The organism is Pelosinus baikalensis (genome assembly GCF_020819555.1).
Taxonomy (GTDB): domain Bacteria; phylum Bacillota; class Negativicutes; order DSM-13327; family DSM-13327; genus Pelosinus; species Pelosinus baikalensis.
Map to the genome: position 1 here is coordinate 182109 of NZ_JAJHJB010000003.1, position 19011 is coordinate 201119.

General features: G+C 36.4%; 17 protein-coding genes. 2 read left to right on the forward strand and 15 right to left on the reverse strand.

Annotated features, from left to right (window positions below; genetic code table 11):
- Nucleotides 1–81: 81 nt before the first annotated feature.
- The 5 genes from LMF89_RS03925 to LMF89_RS03945 all read right to left on the reverse strand — a co-directional run bounded on the left by LMF89_RS03925 (nt 82) and on the right by LMF89_RS03945 (nt 5705).
- Entirely contained in the window at nt 82–1365 is a 1284-nt protein-coding gene (locus tag LMF89_RS03925) for a glycosyltransferase family 2 protein (RefSeq protein WP_007956583.1), read from the reverse strand.
- Nucleotides 1366–1573: 208 nt separating this feature from the next.
- Nucleotides 1574–2251, reverse strand: coding sequence for a CDP-diacylglycerol--serine O-phosphatidyltransferase (gene pssA, locus LMF89_RS03930; protein WP_007956585.1), 678 nt, complete (start codon nt 2249–2251; stop codon nt 1574–1576).
- Entirely contained in the window at nt 2248–2886 is a 639-nt protein-coding gene (locus LMF89_RS03935; RefSeq protein ID WP_007956586.1) for a phosphatidylserine decarboxylase family protein, read from the reverse strand. Before LMF89_RS03935 ends, pssA begins: the two co-directional genes overlap by 4 nt.
- A gap of 50 nt (nt 2887–2936) precedes the next feature.
- On the reverse strand, nt 2937–3662 hold the full coding sequence (locus tag LMF89_RS03940; RefSeq protein WP_007956587.1) for a WecB/TagA/CpsF family glycosyltransferase: 726 nt from the start codon (nt 3660–3662) through the stop codon (nt 2937–2939).
- Nucleotides 3663–3731: 69 nt separating this feature from the next.
- Complete coding sequence (locus LMF89_RS03945; RefSeq protein WP_229533965.1) at nt 3732–5705, reverse strand: transglycosylase domain-containing protein; 1974 nt, start codon at nt 5703–5705, stop codon at nt 3732–3734.
- Nucleotides 5706–5848: 143 nt separating this feature from the next.
- Here LMF89_RS03945 and LMF89_RS03950 point away from each other — a divergent pair, with 143 nt between their 5' ends.
- Nucleotides 5849–6748, forward strand: a complete 900-nt coding sequence (locus tag LMF89_RS03950; protein ID WP_229533966.1) for a polysaccharide deacetylase family protein — start codon at nt 5849–5851, stop codon at nt 6746–6748.
- Between the two features lie 31 nt (nt 6749–6779).
- On the opposite strand, the gene guaB is transcribed toward LMF89_RS03950, so the two are convergent.
- The 6 genes from guaB to LMF89_RS03980 all read right to left on the reverse strand — a co-directional run bounded on the left by guaB (nt 6780) and on the right by LMF89_RS03980 (nt 12308).
- Complete coding sequence (gene guaB / locus LMF89_RS03955) at nt 6780–8234, reverse strand: IMP dehydrogenase (protein ID WP_229533967.1); 1455 nt, start codon at nt 8232–8234, stop codon at nt 6780–6782.
- 224 nt (nt 8235–8458) lie between these two features.
- Nucleotides 8459–8644 (reverse strand): 2-hydroxymuconate tautomerase, encoded by a 186-nt coding sequence (gene thmT / locus LMF89_RS03960; RefSeq protein ID WP_007934389.1) that lies wholly within the window; start codon nt 8642–8644, stop codon nt 8459–8461.
- A 95-nt stretch (nt 8645–8739) separates the two neighbouring features.
- Entirely contained in the window at nt 8740–9405 is a 666-nt protein-coding gene (locus LMF89_RS03965; RefSeq protein WP_229533968.1) for a TVP38/TMEM64 family protein, read from the reverse strand.
- Between the two features lie 183 nt (nt 9406–9588).
- On the reverse strand, nt 9589–9807 hold the full coding sequence (locus tag LMF89_RS03970) for a hypothetical protein (RefSeq protein WP_229533969.1): 219 nt from the start codon (nt 9805–9807) through the stop codon (nt 9589–9591).
- A gap of 177 nt (nt 9808–9984) precedes the next feature.
- Nucleotides 9985–12033: an ATP-dependent DNA helicase RecG gene (recG, locus tag LMF89_RS03975; protein WP_255710921.1), complete on the reverse strand. Its 2049-nt coding sequence runs from the start codon at nt 12031–12033 to the stop codon at nt 9985–9987.
- Between the two features lie 77 nt (nt 12034–12110).
- A complete protein-coding gene (locus tag LMF89_RS03980) occupies nt 12111–12308 on the reverse strand; it encodes a DUF1858 domain-containing protein (RefSeq protein ID WP_229533971.1) in 198 nt (65 codons plus the stop codon).
- A gap of 190 nt (nt 12309–12498) precedes the next feature.
- On the opposite strand from LMF89_RS03980, the gene rpmB reads away from it, so the two are divergent.
- Complete coding sequence (gene rpmB, locus LMF89_RS03985) at nt 12499–12690, forward strand: 50S ribosomal protein L28 (protein ID WP_007934404.1); 192 nt, start codon at nt 12499–12501, stop codon at nt 12688–12690.
- A gap of 242 nt (nt 12691–12932) precedes the next feature.
- Here the strand turns inward: rpmB and LMF89_RS03990 are convergent, their stop codons facing one another.
- The 4 genes from LMF89_RS03990 to LMF89_RS04005 all read right to left on the reverse strand — a co-directional run bounded on the left by LMF89_RS03990 (nt 12933) and on the right by LMF89_RS04005 (nt 18856).
- Nucleotides 12933–16040 (reverse strand): efflux RND transporter permease subunit, encoded by a 3108-nt coding sequence (locus LMF89_RS03990; RefSeq protein WP_229533972.1) that lies wholly within the window; start codon nt 16038–16040, stop codon nt 12933–12935.
- Nucleotides 16041–17171, reverse strand: a complete 1131-nt coding sequence (locus tag LMF89_RS03995) for an efflux RND transporter periplasmic adaptor subunit (protein ID WP_229533973.1) — start codon at nt 17169–17171, stop codon at nt 16041–16043.
- A gap of 67 nt (nt 17172–17238) precedes the next feature.
- Nucleotides 17239–18339, reverse strand: coding sequence for a 3-dehydroquinate synthase (gene aroB / locus LMF89_RS04000; protein WP_229533974.1), 1101 nt, complete (start codon nt 18337–18339; stop codon nt 17239–17241).
- On the reverse strand, nt 18326–18856 hold the full coding sequence (locus tag LMF89_RS04005) for a shikimate kinase (protein ID WP_007956605.1): 531 nt from the start codon (nt 18854–18856) through the stop codon (nt 18326–18328). The genes aroB and LMF89_RS04005 overlap by 14 nt, the downstream gene beginning before the upstream one ends.
- Between the last annotated feature and the right edge of the window lie 155 nt (nt 18857–19011).

The window sequence follows — 19011 nt, forward strand, 5'->3', positions numbered from 1 at the left end:
CCTAACCCCCTATGCTTCCTAATAATAAAAACTCTTATCATGTATTATTTTGTGAAAAAAGATGAGTATAATACTCATCTTTTATTTAACAGCTTGCTTACTTAAAAAATCTTCCTTACTAAATTCATTTTTTTGTGTCAACAATACATCTTTATAACTAATACTACGAGTATGCTGTGTATGACTCCACTCTCGGTCATTACGATGGAAGAAGCCTAAAATAGTAATCGGTATCCAGCTATAAACAAACAATGGATAGAAAATTAAGTACCACCATGACTTCCCTTTAGCACCAATCATCCCTAAGATCATCACTGGGAATAGATATTGTCCAACACCTATCGCTGTCATAACCTCAACGGGTAATATTTTATTTATAATATTAGTATAAAAGGGGACAATGGTATAGATATAACTCATTAACACAAAACTTGTTGATAAGATTAAAAAATATGGTTGAAATAGATGCAATACACCATCTAAAATTCTAATATCACGTTGTTTAATCCCCTCATACAACATGCTGGGGATATATCGGCCTGCTATATCAAAATGTCCTTGTGCCCATCGTTTACGCTGACGCCATGACTGTTCAAAGGTTAAAGGTTTTTCATCGTATACAATAGCATCATGAGCCCAAGTGGTGGGGATACCTTTTAATAATACCTTCATCGTAAATTCCATATCTTCAGTAAGACAAGTTGCTCCCCAACCAAACTTTCGCAGCACATCTGTCGATATACACATACCAGTGCCACCAAGGACACTTGACAATCCTATATTATATTTAGCGAGATGCCAAATATGATTTACAACCCAGAAAGAAATAGCAAACGTACCAGCAACCCATGTATCATGAGGGTTTTTAGAATCCAAATATCCCTGAATCACTTTCTCACCTTTACATAAGCGATTATTCATTTCTAAAAGAAAATTTTGATCCACCAAATTATCTGCATCAAATATTACTACACTATCATAATTACGCTCTAGTTTAAATAGTTTTGCAAACATCCATTCCATAGCATAACCCTTACCGCGCTGTTCTAAGCAAAAACGTTCATAAACAATTGCACCCGCTCCGCGAGCAATTTCTGCCGTATTATCCTTACAATTATCTGCCACTACAAAAATATCATATAACTCACGAGGATACTTCAAAACGTGGAGATTTTCTACCAATTGACCTATTACTTGTTCCTCATTATGCGCCGCTACAATAACAGCAAAGCTATTTTGAGGTGTCATAATTTTCTTCTCTTTTCTGCGCCAAATACCAAAAAAAGCAATAATAAAATAATATAAAGTAAAGAATACAATAATAAGCTGTAATGGAATCATAATATAGTCAAAAATATAATTCATGGATTTTTCTCCTTTAAAAGCCTGTTTTTTTAAAGTATATTTAAATATACTTCAACTTAAAACACACATAACATTCTAATTCTAACTTCACTAAATTGTCAAGATATTCGTTATTTAAACACATTCATTAACGCATGATATCTTTTAAAATTACAAAAAAATAAGCATCCAATGATCAGGATACAATTATTTTTCTTACCACTACTTACTACGTAGTGGTTTTATAATCAAATAATCCAAAAACAGTATTTAAGATCCCAAATAAAGCATATGCAAAGAATGGCGTAAATAGGACAGCATCTTTGGTCATGAAGAGTATATAGCCAGCAACTAGTATTGTTATAATTACAGGAATAATCCTAATTTTTTCACCTTTTCCTTTAAAATCAGGATATTTAATAGTACTAACCATCAAATATGCAAAAACGATAACTAAGATTGGAAATATCCAACCAACTGGTTTAATTCCAAGCATAACAAAAGTAGCAACAACACAGCCAGCAGCAGGAATGGGCAATCCCATAAAATAGCCTTTTACTGTAGTGGTATTGACATTGAAACGAGCTAAGCGCAATGCTCCACAAGTTGCGAAAAATGCAGCTATAAGAGATCCTATAATGCCAAAATCTTTTAATAAAAAGGCGTAAGCCAAAATCGCAGGTGCTACACCAAATGATGCTAAATCACACAATGAATCCAATTCCTTACCAAACTCACTACTTACATTTAAATATCTAGCAACTCTACCATCTAACCCATCACTAATCATCGCTGCGACTATAAATATCGCTGCTTGATAAAATTCATTATGGAAGGTAGAAATAATCGCACACATGCCTAATACTAAATTTAATGCTGTTAACGCATTGGGAATAACGCTTCTCATTGCAACAACCTCCCTATAACGGTCTCGCCACCCTTAACTTTGTCCCCTTTTTTGACTACTATTTCCACTGTTTTAGGTACAATAATTTCAGTACAGGATGCAAATTTAATCATACCATATCGCTCACCTTTTTGCAGGATACTTCCAAGAGTTACCCATGAAACGATACGCCGCGCTAAAATACCAGCTATTTGTGTTACCAATACTTTCATTTTATCATTTTCTATACCTATAGAATGACGTTCATTTTCACAGCCTACAGTCTTCTTATATGCGGGTCGAAAGCGACCACAAGTATATTGTTGAAATTTTATCTCACCAGCAATAGGACTACGGTTAAGATGTACATCAAAAACCGATAAAAATATTGTCACTTTAAGACCGACTTGGTTGAGAAATTGATCATCATAAACTTCGCAAACGCTCATAACTTTTCCATCAGCAGGTGACAAAATTAATCTGTCATCATTGGGAATGTTTCTCTTAGGATTACGAAAAAAGAAAGTAATAAATCCCATTAAAACAACTGGAATAATACTCCAATATGGATTAACAGTCACATAAACAAGAATTGTAATGATAGCAAGAATAACTATAAATATGTAACCTTCTTTTACTATCGGCGCTTTAACCATTTATCCACCTCATCTACAAACAATTATCTAAAAGTATAAATTGTTTCCTTCTATTTTTTTGTAGTCATTATTTTTATCACAAAATGTGGCAAAGCTAGCATGCGAATGGCACGTTTCGGCTCTGACAACAAGCGAAATAGCCATTCTAAATTACTACGCTGCATCCATAATGGGGCTCGCTTTACAACTCCGGCCATTACATCAAATGTTCCACCTACGCCGATGGATACGGGAACTTTTAATTCTTCTTTATATTCTTCCAGCCATTTTTCTTGTCTTGGCACACCCAAGGCTACTAATAAAATATCTGGCTGGCAAGCTTTTATGTCATTTACAATTTCAGATTCATTTTGTTTTGTAAAGAAGCCATTGCGTGTACCGACAATTTGTACACCAGGATAACGCTCTTCAGCTATTTTTTTAGCCTTCTCTGCAATACCTGGTGCTCCGCCAAACAAATAAATCTTATATTTTTCGCTCATGGCTTCTATTAATAAATTTTGTACTAAATCATATCCTGCTACACGCTCGGGCATGGCATCACCTTGATAACGTGCAGCCCATACAACTCCTGCACCATCAGGTACAACTAAATCTGCATTATTAATAATACGTGCTAATTGTTCATCCTTATTAGCCATCATTATTATTTCCGGGTTCGGGGTAACTACTAAATGAGATTTCTTCTGTAGAATAAATTGTTTTACAGCCTCAACCGCTTCTTTCATAGTCACAACATCAATCATCACATTTAAAACAGCTATTCTATTGCGCACTATACATAGAGTCTCCTTACTATTTAGAAATCTAATCTTTTAAATTATCTAATACATTGTATCACACTATTAGAAGCTGGGCAATCGTGGTAATGGAAGTTTCCACCATGGTGACTTTTTCTCTTTTCTACCTGGCTGCTCTGCTTTTTCATTTGTTGTATCTTTGGAACGCATTCGATTGTCGGCAACAGTCGGTTCCGTACCTTTAATAAAAGCGCTATACTCGATCTCTGGACATCCTTGAGTAGCTAGTTTGCCAGAATCAGCACAAATAGGTACACTCGTTATTATATTGGGAGGAACAAAAAAGTCACTGGGACTAACGCCAGTTAGCACGTTTGACATCATTTTCCCCCATAAGCCTGCCACTTCGGCACCTGAGATTCCTACAGGTGTTCGATTATCATTTCCTACATAAATACCAACTAATAACTCAGGTGTATAGCCCATAAACCAAGCTGTTTCATATCCATCAGTTGTTCCTGTTTTTCCTGCTGCTATCCGTCCAATATTAGCAGGCGTACCTGTACCACTTTCGATTACTCCCTGCATCATATTTGTTATAATGTATGCAACTTCGCGACTTAATACAGATTGCTGTTTTAAGTGTGCTTCTTCTAATACTTGATTATTTTCATCCACCACTTTTAAAATGGCAATAGGTTGAGATACGATTCCCCCATTTGCAAAGGCGGTATAAGCCGTAGCCATATCAAACAAACTTACGCCTTGTGTTAATCCCCCCAGAGCAGTAGCTAAATTATCGTCTTGGGGAACCAAGGTCGTAATGCCCATACTTTTCGCCAAACTAAGAACATTATCGATACCAACTTGCTGACCAAGTTTTACTGCAGCTACATTGACTGATAAGCGGATCGCTTTTTTAAGGGTGACTGGCCCACGGAATTTTTTATCATAATTTTGTGGTGCATATCCAGCAATATTAATTGGCTGATCAAGAATAATAGAATTAGCCGTCAATCCCTGACCAAGAGCAGTAGCATATACAAAAGGTTTAAATGCAGAACCCGGTTGACGCACCTCAACCACTGTTCTATTTAATTGACTTTCTTCATAATTACGCCCGCCTACCATAGCTTTAATATAGCCTGTCCGAGGATCAAGAGCGAGTACAGCACCTTGATACTGACCTAACACTGCTTCAGCCCCTTGCTGAACTTTACTATCCATCGTTGTATATACTTTTAAGCCGCCTTTATATACTCGATTAGCACCATAACGCCCTACTAATTCATTCGCTATATAATCAATAAAATAGGATGCTTGTATTACACGTTTCTTTTTTCCAACTAATACTATAGGTTCTTTTTGTGCTAATTCAAATTGTTTTTGCGTAATATAGCCTTCTTTTATCATACCTGCCAACACCGTAGTTCTACGCTCCATAGCGGCATTCATATCAACATATGGAGAGTAAATATTGGGACCACGCGGCAATCCTGCTAATAATGCACTTTCTGCTAAAGTTAGTTCACTAGCATGTTTACCAAAATACACCTGTGAAGAAGCTTCTACTCCATACGCACCTTCACCAAAGTATACTTGATTTAAATACGCTTGTAAGATTTCTTGCTTTGAAAATTTACGTTCAATAATGATCGCCCAGAAAAATTCTTTTGCTTTTCGTGTAAAGGTACGTTCCTGGGTTAAAAACATATTTTTCGCCAACTGCTGTGTTAAGGTACTCCCTCCCTCTACTAGACTACCTGAACGCAGATTAACCCACATGGCACGAATGATACCGATGGGGTCTATACCAAAATGATTGTAAAATCGACTATCTTCATTTGCAATGATAGCTTGTTGTATATAAGGTGACATATTATTGATGGACACTACAACCCGATTTTCTTCAAATAATTTAGAAATAAGTTGTCCGTTCACATCAAATACTTGTGTTGCTGCAACTAATTGCAAGTTATCCAAGTTATCAACTTGCGGCATAAAAAAAGCATAACTACTATTAACAAACAAACTTACAATGATGATAACAATGATACTAATAATACATAATTGCCGCATTCCATCACACTCCTTATTAGCTTTAGTATTCCAAAGCATATTAAACTTTACCCGCAGGAATACATACTTTAATGTCGAATATGCAGGTAATAGTAAGAAATTCACTTAAATATTTTGTAAAAATAACATCTCAGGAGACGACTATGCTAAAAAACTATGGTTTGTTAAGCATTATTGGTATCATTTTTCTAATTGCTCTTATTTTTCTTACATCCTCTCCTCTTTCCTTTGCAGTGCCAAATATCGAAGAAGCGCCATCAATCCCCGCTACAACACAGCTTTTGGAAAAGGGACCACAGCCTGATGTATACTATTTCACTGAAGTGAATGACGTTATTCCGACCAATAATAAACCGGAATATGACATATTTACAGTCCAGGAACGAAAAGAACGTCAATTAGCAGCGGAATTAACTAGTATTGAACCTTATTACGGAAATAAGACAATCTATTTAACTTTTGACGATGGTCCTGCCCCAGAAAACACCCCTTTAATTCTTGCAATTCTACAAGAAAATAACATTAAAGCTACGTTTTTTGTAGTAGGAACTGAAGTAAGCAAGTATCCTGAGCTTGTAAAACAAATCTATGCAGCAGGACACGCTATAGGCAATCATACTTATAATCATATTTATCGTGAACTCTATCAGTCGCCTGCCACTTATATAGAGCAGCTACAACATAACGATGAATTAATCAAAAATATTCTTAATGTACGTCCTCGAATTTCTCGCGCCCCAGGTGGAACAATAGGACACTTTACTACAGAATATTGGAAGAGGTTAAAGACCGAAGGCTATATTGAAGTAGGATGGAATATTAGCTCTGGCGACGCTTCAAATGCTAAAGCCGATGCCCTAATCCAAAACATCATAAGCCAAACAAATAAAAATACTTTTTTATGGAGCCACGCTATCCTTCTAATGCATGATGGTAGAGGACATAGCGAAACAGTAAAAGCCTTGCCTTCGATTATTAAATTTTATAAAGAGCAAGGTTTCGAATTTCGTGTTATTAATAAAGCAACACCGCCTGCTTGGTAAGCACAGCGGTGTTGTTTTTTGTTTTGTCTATTTATAAACTATAATTAGGTGATTCCTTAGTAATACTGATATCATGAGGATGGCTTTCTTTCAATCCAGCTGCTGTAATACGAATAAAGCGCGTGTTATTAATTAATTCCTCAATATTGTGAACTCCACAATATCCCATACCAGCTCTTAATCCACCTAATAATTGGAATGCAGTATCGGCTAATGTACCTTTATACGGTACACGTCCTACAATTCCTTCTGGCACTAGTTTGTCCATATTTTCTTGAAAATAACGATCTTTACTGCCTTGGGCCATAGCGTCTAATGACCCCATCCCACGATATACCTTATAGCTACGCCCTTGATAAATAACTGTTTCACCAGGACTTTCTTCTGTACCAGCAAACAGATTACCTAGCATAACAACACTGGCACCAGCAGCAATCGCTTTTACAATATCCCCAGAGTATTTAACACCACCATCGGCAATAATCGGAATATTATGCTCTCGGGCGACCTTTGCACAATTGTATACAGCCGTAATTTGCGGCACACCAATACCAGCAACAACACGAGTAGTACAAATCGATCCAGGACCAATCCCCACTTTTACAGCATCAACACCAGCTTCAATTAGATCTCGAGTAGCTTCTGCAGTAGCCACATTACCTGCAATCAAATCGACTTCAGGATACATCTGTTTGATCTTTTTAACAGCTTCAATTACGCCTTGAGAATGTCCATGGGCAGTATCTACTACGATTACATCCACTTTTGCTGCAACAATGGCTTCAACGCGTTGCAGCATATCTTCCCCTACACCGATGGCAGCACCTACTAGTAGCCTGCCTCTTTTATCTTTCGCAGAATTAGGATATTTTTGAGCTTTTTCAATATCCTTAATGGTAATCAAGCCTTTCAAATTACCGTCTGCATCTACTAATGGCAATTTTTCAATCCTATGTTTATGTAATAACGCTTTTGCACCTTCTAAGGAAGTTCCCACTGAGGCTGTAATAAGATGTTCCGTAGTCATACAATCATGCAACTTTCTTGTCAGATCTGTTTCAAAACGTAAATCTCTGTTGGTTAAAATGCCAACCAGCTTATTATTTTCAGTGACAGGAACGCCTGATATATGATATTTTTCCATCAAATTTTGTGCATCCTGCAACGTATTTTCAGGTGATAAAAAAATAGGATCTACAATTATTCCGTGCTCAGAGCGCTTTACTTTATCAATCTCACCTGCTTGTTGCTCAATAGACATATTCTTATGAATAACACCAATTCCACCTTCACGGGCGATAGCAATGGCCATCCGCGCTTCTGTTACAGTATCCATCCCAGCACTGATGATAGGAAGATTCAGCTTAATATTTTTAGTTAAATAGGTACTAACATCAACATCTTTAGGTAAAACATCTGATTTTGCAGGTACTAACAAAACGTCATCAAAAGTTAAACCTTCTTGCATAAACTTATTTTCAAACATAAATTACTCCTTTCATATCAATAGAACAAGTTATTTCAACTATAATAACATACTTAAAGTTCCCTAATCCACTCTTTTTTATGTAATTGTGTAATAAACTATGGAAATCTTATACTTTATATAGTGTTATAACAACCTTCTATAGCAAAGATTCATAAAAAATATATAAAAAGATCTTCATTACATCATTAATGAAGATCTTTAGAATTTAAAGAATTTGTTCCTTATTTATCGAGCATTAATGTCCCAGCTTTAGCGATATGCTGTTTAGCAGCTTCTCTAATAACAATTGTTACTGCTTCAGCAGGACAATTAGCTGTTTGCGTTATTGCTTCCGTAACCCTCTTCACCATTTCACGCTTTTGCTCTGTAGTGCGTCCTTCAATCAGATCAATCTGTACAATTGGCATAAAATCATCCCCCTAATTATTATGTATGTTTTATTCGCCATATATAACAATATCCCTGCCAATTCATTTTACTTAAAATGAATACTCAGCTCATTTTATCCTTTATTCCGTTTATACCACCACAACCCTACATATACAACAATAACAAGTAGAATTACCAAGAGTAAGCGTGTCAGGTTTTCTCCAGCAAAGACTATGTCATGACCAATGAGGACTTTAATAATAACCGGTGGTAGTTTACCAATAATCGTTGCTAAAAAGAAGTCCTTAAAACTCATTCTACTAATAGCTGCTACAGCAGTAATAATACCTGAAGGTGCCAACGGCAATAATCGCGCTATTAACAAAGCTTTAAAGCCGTTGGTGGCACTATAATCATCCACTTGCTGTAAATATCTACTATTCGCTATCCATCCTGCTACTAACTGACGAAAGAAATAGCGGGCAAAAATAAACATACATATCGCGCCAATAACTTCTCCACCCCATGAAATGACAGTTCCCCAAAATAAGCCATACATAATACCAGATGCCCCTGATAAAATCATAAAAGGGAAGACAATGGTAAATGTCATAATAATAAATAAAAGGATCGTTATGAGTACCGACCAGGGACCAAAGCTTCGCAGATATTCTGCCAAAGCAATAATATCTCCATGTTTAAGTATACTGTATGAATGCTGAAAAAATTCCGGTTGCCATAGATAAATCGCTCCAAATAAAACAATAATGAACAACCACCCAAAAAACCTGATCATCATACCCCTCCATACTACAGAACAATAACCTCTCCAATACTGTACTATACTAAAAATCCTATAAAAAGGCAACCTGAAAGGTCATTAAATGTTAACTAATGACCAAACCGCCCTAAGACTCCCTTGCCCAAACTGGAGTTTTAGAACGGTTACGTTCTGGTAAATACAATTAAAATTCAAACGAAACTAACTTTCTAACAAAGTGTTAGTCTTCTTACTTTCATGCTGATAAATAACGCATTCACCACCAAACCAATTGACACAATCGCTACAGCGCCTGACAAAATCATTGGGTGATACATTTAGTAATGAATATCCGTATCCCATAGCATTAATAATATGTTCAAATTCTAAACATTCACTGGCAATACCTCTTAATTGCTGTTCACTACAGGTAGATTTCATATTACCATCACCTCTATTATTAATCTTTAATAATAGTGTGTACTCAAAATGCAAGAAAATACTTTATAAATATTTTATAACTTTTATGCATAAAAAGAATCTATGTGTGGCACAATGATAATGTAAATTTTCTCCTCTCCCATAATTGGCGGCCATATGGTCGTCTTTTTTTTGCATTCAACTAGAAAATATCATACTAAATTCCTTACCAAATCGTGCTTGTAAAGCAGGACGCAACATGTCAAAAGATTCAGGTCTAGCTACTGTTTTTTCCGCTGCCTGACGCGCCTCTAAAAAAACATCTATATCATTTATAATATCTGCAATTTTAAAATCCGGTAGACCATGCTGCCTTATACCAAAAAATTGTCCTGGACCACGAATTTTCAAATCTTCTTCCGCTAGCAGAAAACCATCGTTCGTCTTTGCTATAATTGAAAGTCGTTCTTGGGTTTCTGGTTTTTTATTATCAGAAAGTAAAATACAATAGGACTGATGGTCACCTCTTCCAATTCGTCCTCGTAGTTGATGTAATTGGGCTAAACCAAAACGTTCAGCATTCTCAATGATCATAACTGTAGCATTGGTCACATTTACTCCAACCTCAATTACCGTCGTAGCTACTAAGACTTTTATCTCACCACGATAAAATCTATCCATTACTAAGTCCTTCTCAACAGACTTCATTCTTCCATGGACTAAACCACAGGAAATATTCACTAGCTCCGTCTCCAGCAATTCATCATATAACTCTACAGCAGATTGAGCATTTACTTTCTCCGATTCTTCTACTAAAGGACAAACCACATACGCTTGGCGTCCACTATTGACTTCCTTTTCAATAAAATCATATACTAACTGACGCCTATCAGATCCCCGAACATATGTTTTTATTATTTTACGTCCAGGAGGTAATTGTTTTATAGTAGACACATCAAGATCACCATACACTGTTAGAGCCATTGTACGTGGTATCGGTGTAGCTGTCATAACCAAGACATCAGGCATATTGCCTTTTTCCTGTAATTTTGCTCGTTGTCGAACTCCAAAGCGATGTTGTTCATCTGTAATTACTAAACCTAAATATTGAAATTCAACAGATTCTTGAATTAATGCATGAGTACCTATCACTACATCCACTAAACCAGACTTAATTTCTGCTACAACTTGTTCATGAGTGCGCTTTGGCAGCTTGCCAGTCAGTATTTTTACTCGAATACCTAATGGTAAAAATAAATCTGATAACGTAGTATAATGCTGTTCAGCCAATATTTCCGTAGGAACCATCATAGCTCCTTGATAACCATTTTCGACCGTTTTCGCTAAGGCCAATGCCGCAATCACAGTCTTACCTGATCCCACATCTCCTTGAAGCAACCGTTGCATAGGTTTTGCATCTTCCATATCAAGTGCAATCTCTAATAATACTTTTTGCTGATCCTCTGTGAGGCTAAATGGTAACTGTTCTCTGACTTGTTTAACGAGGCGTCCGTCTGGTCCATGTTTTATACCAATAGTATTACTCCTGTTTTGTTTTTTGATATATAATAATCCACATTGCAATAAATATAACTCCTCAAATACTAATCTTCTTCTCGCCTGTTTTAGCACATCCATATTCAGAGGGAAATGGATGTTTTCAAAGGCAGTCTTACGATCTAATAATGAAAATTGATCTATTATGATAGGAGGCAGTATTTCAGCTGTCGTATTATATTCCGTTAAAATCTGACGTATTAGGTTTCGCAAAAATCTTTGAGTAATACTTTCATTAGCAGCATATATAGGTGTAATATAACCAGCTTCCAGCGTATCCACATCTGTGATCATCTCAATCTCTGGATTTTGGATTTCCACTTGATATATTTTTTTCACCTTACCTGTAACAAGAATATCTGCTCCAAGTCTGTATATCTTTTTTCGGTGAGGTTGATTAAACCACACCAATTGAACGGTTCCTGTAGAATCGCCTACTGTAATTTTAGTTATCTGAAGACCTCGGCGAGGTTTACTCTCTGCACAATTCATCATTCTAGCTTTAAAGTTCTCTACTTGTCCATCGGTTAAGTTATTTATCATCTTAAGCTGACTACGGTCTTCATAACGTCGAGGATAATGTTCTAACAAATCTCCAATTGTGAAAATCCCTAATTTCGTCAATAAATTTGCTTTTTTAGGGCCCACGCCTTTAATGTATTGTATATTATCTTTTCTGAAATTTTCCAAACTTATCACCTTCATACATCGTACTAAGCATTATTAGCTGCAATCAAAGCAATAGAAAATAGGCAAAATTGCTTTGCCTATTTTCTATCGCACAATTCATTTAATTCTTTCAAAAGTGCCTCAACATCAATATTGTGCATCTTAGCACCATTCTCAATTGTTTCTGTGGCTGCTCCCATGCATCCAATACATCCCATACCATGTTTGGCAAAAACTTCACGTACCAAGGGATGAGATCGGAGCAACTCATTTATTGATGTCTCCTTCGTAATCATTCTGTACGCCTCCTATCTCTACCATTTTTATTATTCGTTTTTACTTCAATATTAATAATAAAAACTCCTGCAACAGTATTTTAAGATAAAGAATTCTACTTATGCCTTGCATTTAGTACGTAGGTTATGCTAAAATATTGATGTTATGGTAATGAGGATATCTTGTCCCTCATCAAAGGAGGTGGAATACATGGCAAATCTTTGTGAAATCTGCAGTAAAAGTCAAACTACTGGCTCTAATGTCAGCCACTCTCATTTAAAAACGAAACGCACTTGGAAACCTAACATTCAACGAGTTAAAGCGGTTGTGAATGGTGAAACTAAAAGAGTTAACACTTGTACTCGTTGCTTACGTTCTGGAAAAGTTCAACGTGCTATCTAATTTAAATGTAAAAGTCATTATAGATTATAACTAAAGCACATCAACTTGAAACTAGACACTTCTTAGTTTCAAGCTGTAAAAAAAGCAAAGCACCCCTATCAATATGATTTATTTCGTATTAATAGGGGTGCTTTTAAGTATGAAAGCGAGCATCAGAAAAATCAAAGGGCACTTTATGCTGCGCATAAAATGCTCTTTGATTTACGTTCCTCAATTTACTTAACGATACCTTTTAAAATGCATTAAGCTTTTGAGTTTATAACTTTATCTGACTTAGACTTACGTGCTTGGGACGATTGCTGTATTTCATCAATTAAAAAATATACTAATGGTACAATAATGAGAGTTAAAAATGTAGACGTAACTAATCCACCAATTAAAACAACCCCCATTGATGAACGTAATTCTGCCCCTGCCCCTAGACCCAATGCAACAGGCATCATGCCAAAAATCATAGCCATGGTGGTCATAAGAATAGGTCTTAATCTCAAAACCCCAGCTTCAACTAAAGCATCCATAATTGACATACCATTTTTTTGTAAGTGTATGGTGTTATCAATTAATAAAATAGCATTTTTCGTAACAAGACCCATTAACATGATAACACCAATTAAAGACATCATATTAATCGTTTTTCCTGAAATTAAAAGACCTAAGATTGCCCCAACTAATGAAAAAGGTAATGAAAGCATAATTGTTAAGGGATGGACAAAACTCTCAAATTCTGCTGCTAATACCATATAAATTAGAATGACAGCTAATAGTAATGCTTTGCCAATCTCTTTAAAAGAATCCTGCATCATTTGAGCTTGACCAACAAATTTATAAGTATAACCCAATGGCAAGTTTAAATCAGGAATTAGTTCTTTAACTTTATTAAGTACCTCACCTGTTGATGCACCTACTGTGTTGGCATAAACAATAACCTGACGCTGACGAGATTCACGGTCAATTTGCGTAGGACCTGAAGAGAATTTTACATCAGCAATATCGCCAAGCCGCACAAAAGTACCTGTTTTGGATGATATCCTTAAATTAGAAACATCTTGTATACTTAAACGACTAGCAGGCTGTAATTGCACACGAATATCATAATCACTATCCGCAACATTATATTGATTTTTAGTCGTCTTTCCTAAAAATGCGATTTGGATTACATCCCCTGCAATGGTACTGTCAATTCCAATATCAGCAGCTTTTATAGCATCTAATTTTATTTGGACCTCTGGTTCTGATTGATCGCTGGAAATATCTACATCCGTTGTACCTGGAATTTGCTTAATCGCTTCTGCTAGATCATAAGCGCTACGATTTAGCACTTCCAACTCTGGTCCTCTCAGACCAACCTGCACTGGGCGCGAATCACCTCTACCTAAACCTTGGCTGGATTGTACTGCAACTTTCAGGTTTTTTACGTTGCGAAAAGCAACTCTAAGTTGATCCATAATTTGAGACATAGACCGCGAGCGCTTATCACTATCAATTAATCGCACACCAATACTTACTTTATTTACTTGTCGATTAGCACCAATTAAAACAAAGGCAGATTCAAGCTCAGGGATGGCTAGTACTTGCTTTTCTATTGGTTCTACTAACTCTTTCATCTTATCCATTGATGTACCAGAAGTAGCGGTAAGTATTACATTAAACTCACCCGAATCATAGGTAGGCTGAAACTCGACACCAATAAAAGGTAGTAAAAGAGCATTAAGAAATAAGGATAATATCGCAAATGCAACCAATTTTTTAGGACGTTTTAATGACCATTGGAGAATGGATCTATAATTATCTCGCAAGGTTAAGAATCCCTCTTCCCATTTATCAAGAATCTTTTGTAGCCAAGTCCAATTACCTTGTAGCTTTTGGTTCTCTCCATGATTATTTTTCAGCCAATAAGCTGCTAATGTCGGGGTTAAGGTAAAAGCCACAAATAATGAGAAAGCTACAGCAAAAGCTACGGTAATACCAAATTGCTTAAAGAATTGACCAATAATTTCGCCCATATTACCCACAGGTACAAATACGGCTAAAATAGATAATGTCGTGGCTACGACTGCTAAAGAAATCTCATTGGTACCAAGCATAGCCGCATCCATAGGAGACAAGCCTTCTTCCATATGTCGAAAGATATTTTCAATAACTACAATGGCATCATCAATTAAAATACCCACTGCTAGACTAAGTCCCATGAGAGACATATTATTTAGGGTAAACCCCATCACTTTCAGCGCAAAGAAAGTAGCAATAATCGATGTAGGGATTGCAATGGCACCTATTAATGTCGCACGAGTATTTTGTAAAAACAAAAATGTGATTACAACTGCTAAAAATCCGCCAAAAATTAAGGAGACCATAACATCTTCGACACTACTTCGAATATACTTTGAGCTATCACGAACGATCGAAACTTTTATGTCGGGCGGCAGTAAATTAGTCTTTATATGCTCCATACTTTTTATTACTCGCTCTGCGACATCTACAGTATTCGTACCTGACTGTTTCTGCACAGCAATAATTACACTTGGCGTACCGTTTGTACGTGCGTATACACGTTCTTCTGCCCAACCATCTTCAATCGTAACAACATCTTTTAAGGGAATCAGGCGCCCCTGCTGATTTGCTACAATGGTATTTTTGATATCATCAATACTTTTATATTTTCCCATGGTACGTACTGTTAGCTCAGTACCTTTTTCATTTACCTTACCACCAGGTGTATTTAGATTTTGATCATTAATCGCATCGCGTATTTGCTGAAATGATATGTTATAGGATTCTATTTTTTTAGGATCAATATAAATTTGAATTTCACGATCTGTTGCGCCAAAAACATCAACTTGAGCAACTCCATCCATTCGTTGTAATTCATCTTTAACAACATCAATGGCAAGTTTACGAATTTCTCCACGGCTGCGTGTATCAGATGCTAAACTAAAATATACAATTGATTGTGCTGTAATATCAAAACGTTGTACCACTGGCTCATCAATTTGATCAGGAAGTCTCTTCCGTACTCCTGCTACTTTTTCTCTGACTTCATTGGCAGCTAATTTCGGATTTGTACCAAATTCAAATTCTAATGTAACTTGAGAAGCACCCTCCCGGGAAACAGAAGATAAAGATTTTATTCCAGAAACAGAACTAACAGCATCTTCAATGGGCTTGGTTATTAGACTTTCTATTTCCTCTGGTGATGCACCAGTATAGGTAATGGTGACATTGACAATGGGATATTCAACATCAGGATTTAAATCAATACCTAAAGATGGATAAGCACCTAACCCAAACACTACAAGCAGCATAACGATCATAGTGGTAAATACAGGTCTTTTAATAAAAGTGCCAATCATTTATTTCTCACCCTCTTTACCACTAGAAGCATTCACCGTAGAGCCATCTTTCAATTTATTTTGCCCGTCAATGACGATACATTCACCATCAGCTAAACCTTCCAAAACCTCAGCCCAGCCTTCACCAACATACCCTAATTTTAACATGCGTTGCTGTACTTTGTTTTCTGCAGTAAGGACATAAATTGTTTTTTGATCTTCACGCATTACTAATGCACGCTCAGGCACGACCAAAGCATTTTTATGTATCGATCCTGGAATTATGATTTTACTAAACATGCCTGATTTTAATATCCCGTTATTTGGAATAGTGATTTCAGCAGTAAATGTTCGTGCAGGCAATGTGGCGGCAGGAGAAATGCGCGTAATGACACCCGAAAATTCTTGATCTTGTAAAGCGTTGACTTTGATTATTACTGGTAAACCTATGGTGATTTCATTAAGCTGTGATTCACCAATTGTGGCTTTTCCTAATAGGGATGAAACATCAGCTATGCTTATGACTTGAGAGCCAGCTTTCACATATGAGCCAGCCTGTAAGTATCTTTTTATAATAATGCCGCCGCGTGGTGCAATAATATTTGCATTATCCAATCTAGCTTGAAGCAATACTAAATTTCCTTGCGCAGAGCGAACTTGTCCCAGCGTTAAATCTCTTTTTGTCCGGGCACTATCTAATGCTTGCGCTGCCACTGCCCCCTGCTTAGCAAGCTCTTGAGCGCGGGATAAATCTAGCTCGGCTTGTTCTAAACTTGCTTGACTAGATAATAAATTACCTTCTGCTTGCATGACTTGGGCCGATAATTCATTGGTATCTAGAGTGCCAATAACCATACCGGCAGTTACAACATCTCCTTCATTAACATATAATTTATCAATTCTACCATCGACTTTGGGAGAAATATCTGCATTCCACAATGGTTCGAGATTAGCAGAAAAACTTAGCATAGGAATAATATCGCGCCTACTAACCACATCAATCTCCACCGCTATACCACGCCCTTGAGATAATTTTGCAGCACGCTCTTTATTGGCTAAAATATTGTCATAAATACGATAGGAAATCACACCGAATAGCGCGAGTACAACGAAACCTATCAGAATAATACTTTTTTTCTTACTTGCATTCACTACTCTAAACCTCCATGAAATTTGCACATTCCTATGCTTCATTCGATTTGTAAGAATATATTTATATCTAAGATAGAGTATTTGACTGAGTGATTTCTGCTAATGCCAGTTTTACAATATTCTCTGGCACTTGATTACATAAATTTACCTCGCCAATATCATTGAGTAAAACCCACGTAATTTTATTATCTAGCACCTTTTTATCTCTATATAACAGTTTAAATAAGTCCTCAATCCCACATTCGGGTGCATATACTGGTAAATTGAATTGCAGCAGAATATGCTTTAGAACATCAACCGTTGCTTTACTGCACATACCTAGGTGATTACTAATAAGTGCTGCTCCATACATACCAATAGCAACTGCTTCACCATGATTATATACACTAAAATTAGTATCAGCCTCAATTGCATGACCAATGGTATGTCCAAAATTTAGAATAGCCCGTATCGAACTCTCACATTCATCTTGCTCTACCACCCACGCCTTAATCTCACATGATCTACGCACAATTTCGGTTAATACATCAGGTCTTTTATCTAAAATCTGCCGAGAATGATCACAAAGATAGGTAAAGAACTTTTTATCAGCAATCATACCGTATTTTATAACCTCTGCTAAACCAGTATATAGCTCACGGTTTGGCAATGTACTTAAAAAATTAATATCGATCAGTACCATGCGAGGCTGATAAAAAGCACCAATTAAATTTTTTCCCATAGGATGATTAACAGCAACCTTCCCGCCCACACTGGAATCTACTTGAGCTAATAATGAGGTTGGTATTTGTATAAAAGGTACGCCTCTTAAATATGTAGCTGCTACAAAACCCGATAAATCACCAATTACGCCACCACCTAATGCAACAATGGCACAATTACGGTCAAGTTCTAAGGTAATTGCTTTTGTATACAACTCCATTGCCACATCTAGGTTTTTAGAATGCTCTCCAGGCGGCACACAATATAACTCTGCAATAAAGCCATCTTTTATTAGTAGCTCTACCATTTGAATGCCATATAGATTCCCAACAGCAGTATCAGAAATCACTAGTATTTTTTTATTTACTTTCATAGTCTGCATAAAGTTACCGATTAAATTACTAGTGGAGACATCAATATGAATATTATAACTTCTCTTCTCTAAATTAACTTTAACGTTTACCACGTAAGTAACCTCCTTGTCGTAAAAAAAACATAATTTCGTTAATAACCTGTTGTAGTGATTTACTATTGGTATTGATACTATAGTCTGCATTATAGTATAGTTCGGCTCTTTCTTTAAGTAATTTATTTACGATTTTCTCACGCTGATCAAAATCATCTAATAATGGACGCGTATTGCGTCGACTTGTTCGCTCTAAGATGGTTTCAACAGAAGCAGTGAGAGTGATGATAACACCGTTCCGTTTTAAATTGTTCATATTTTCAAGGGATAATACTACACCACCGCCTGTTGCAATTACAGCGTTATTATAACGAGACAATTTGGCAATAATCATTTTTTCTTGTTGTCGAAAATAGAGTTCGCCATATACTTCAAAGATTTCACGAATACTGAGATTATTTTCATATTCAATTTTTTTATCACTATCAAAAAATGGTCGCCCCAAACGATTAGCCAACAATCTGCCAACGGTTGTTTTCCCAGTTCCCATAAAGCCTATCAATACAATATTTTTCATGGCTATTACCGAGAAGCTCTTTGGCAATATACATCTACTGTAGCATGTAAATCAGTGAAACTACGTTTAGAGGGTTTAACTATGGGAATCACGTCAGCCATCTGGACTCACCTCATTAAAATACTAAAAAATAAACATGCAGTACGGTTATTAAT

What these genes read in the sequence shown, in the direction of transcription:
- pssA (WP_007956585.1), bottom strand. Translation starts at nt 2,251, where the DNA reads ATGAGAAGCGTTATTCCCAATGCGTTAACAGCATTAAATTTAGTATTA.
- LMF89_RS03970 (WP_229533969.1), bottom strand. Translation starts at nt 9,807, where the DNA reads ATGAAATCTACCTGTAGTGAACAGCAATTAAGAGGTATTGCCAGTGAA.
- LMF89_RS03945 (WP_229533965.1), bottom strand. Translation starts at nt 5,705, where the DNA reads ATGCGGCAATTATGTATTATTAGTATCATTGTTATCATCATTGTAAGT.
- LMF89_RS03980 (WP_229533971.1), bottom strand. Translation starts at nt 12,308, where the DNA reads ATGATTACGAAGGAGACATCAATAAATGAGTTGCTCCGATCTCATCCC.
- LMF89_RS03925 (WP_007956583.1), bottom strand. Translation starts at nt 1,365, where the DNA reads ATGAATTATATTTTTGACTATATTATGATTCCATTACAGCTTATTATT.
- LMF89_RS03935 (WP_007956586.1), bottom strand. Translation starts at nt 2,886, where the DNA reads ATGGTTAAAGCGCCGATAGTAAAAGAAGGTTACATATTTATAGTTATT.
- guaB (WP_229533967.1), bottom strand. Translation starts at nt 8,234, where the DNA reads ATGTTTGAAAATAAGTTTATGCAAGAAGGTTTAACTTTTGATGACGTT.
- LMF89_RS03965 (WP_229533968.1), bottom strand. Translation starts at nt 9,405, where the DNA reads ATGATGATCAGGTTTTTTGGGTGGTTGTTCATTATTGTTTTATTTGGA.
- LMF89_RS03950 (WP_229533966.1), top strand. Translation starts at nt 5,849, where the DNA reads ATGCTAAAAAACTATGGTTTGTTAAGCATTATTGGTATCATTTTTCTA.
- rpmB (WP_007934404.1), top strand. Translation starts at nt 12,499, where the DNA reads ATGGCAAATCTTTGTGAAATCTGCAGTAAAAGTCAAACTACTGGCTCT.
- thmT (WP_007934389.1), bottom strand. Translation starts at nt 8,644, where the DNA reads ATGCCAATTGTACAGATTGATCTGATTGAAGGACGCACTACAGAGCAA.
- LMF89_RS04005 (WP_007956605.1), bottom strand. Translation starts at nt 18,856, where the DNA reads ATGAAAAATATTGTATTGATAGGCTTTATGGGAACTGGGAAAACAACC.
- LMF89_RS03990 (WP_229533972.1), bottom strand. Translation starts at nt 16,040, where the DNA reads ATGATTGGCACTTTTATTAAAAGACCTGTATTTACCACTATGATCGTT.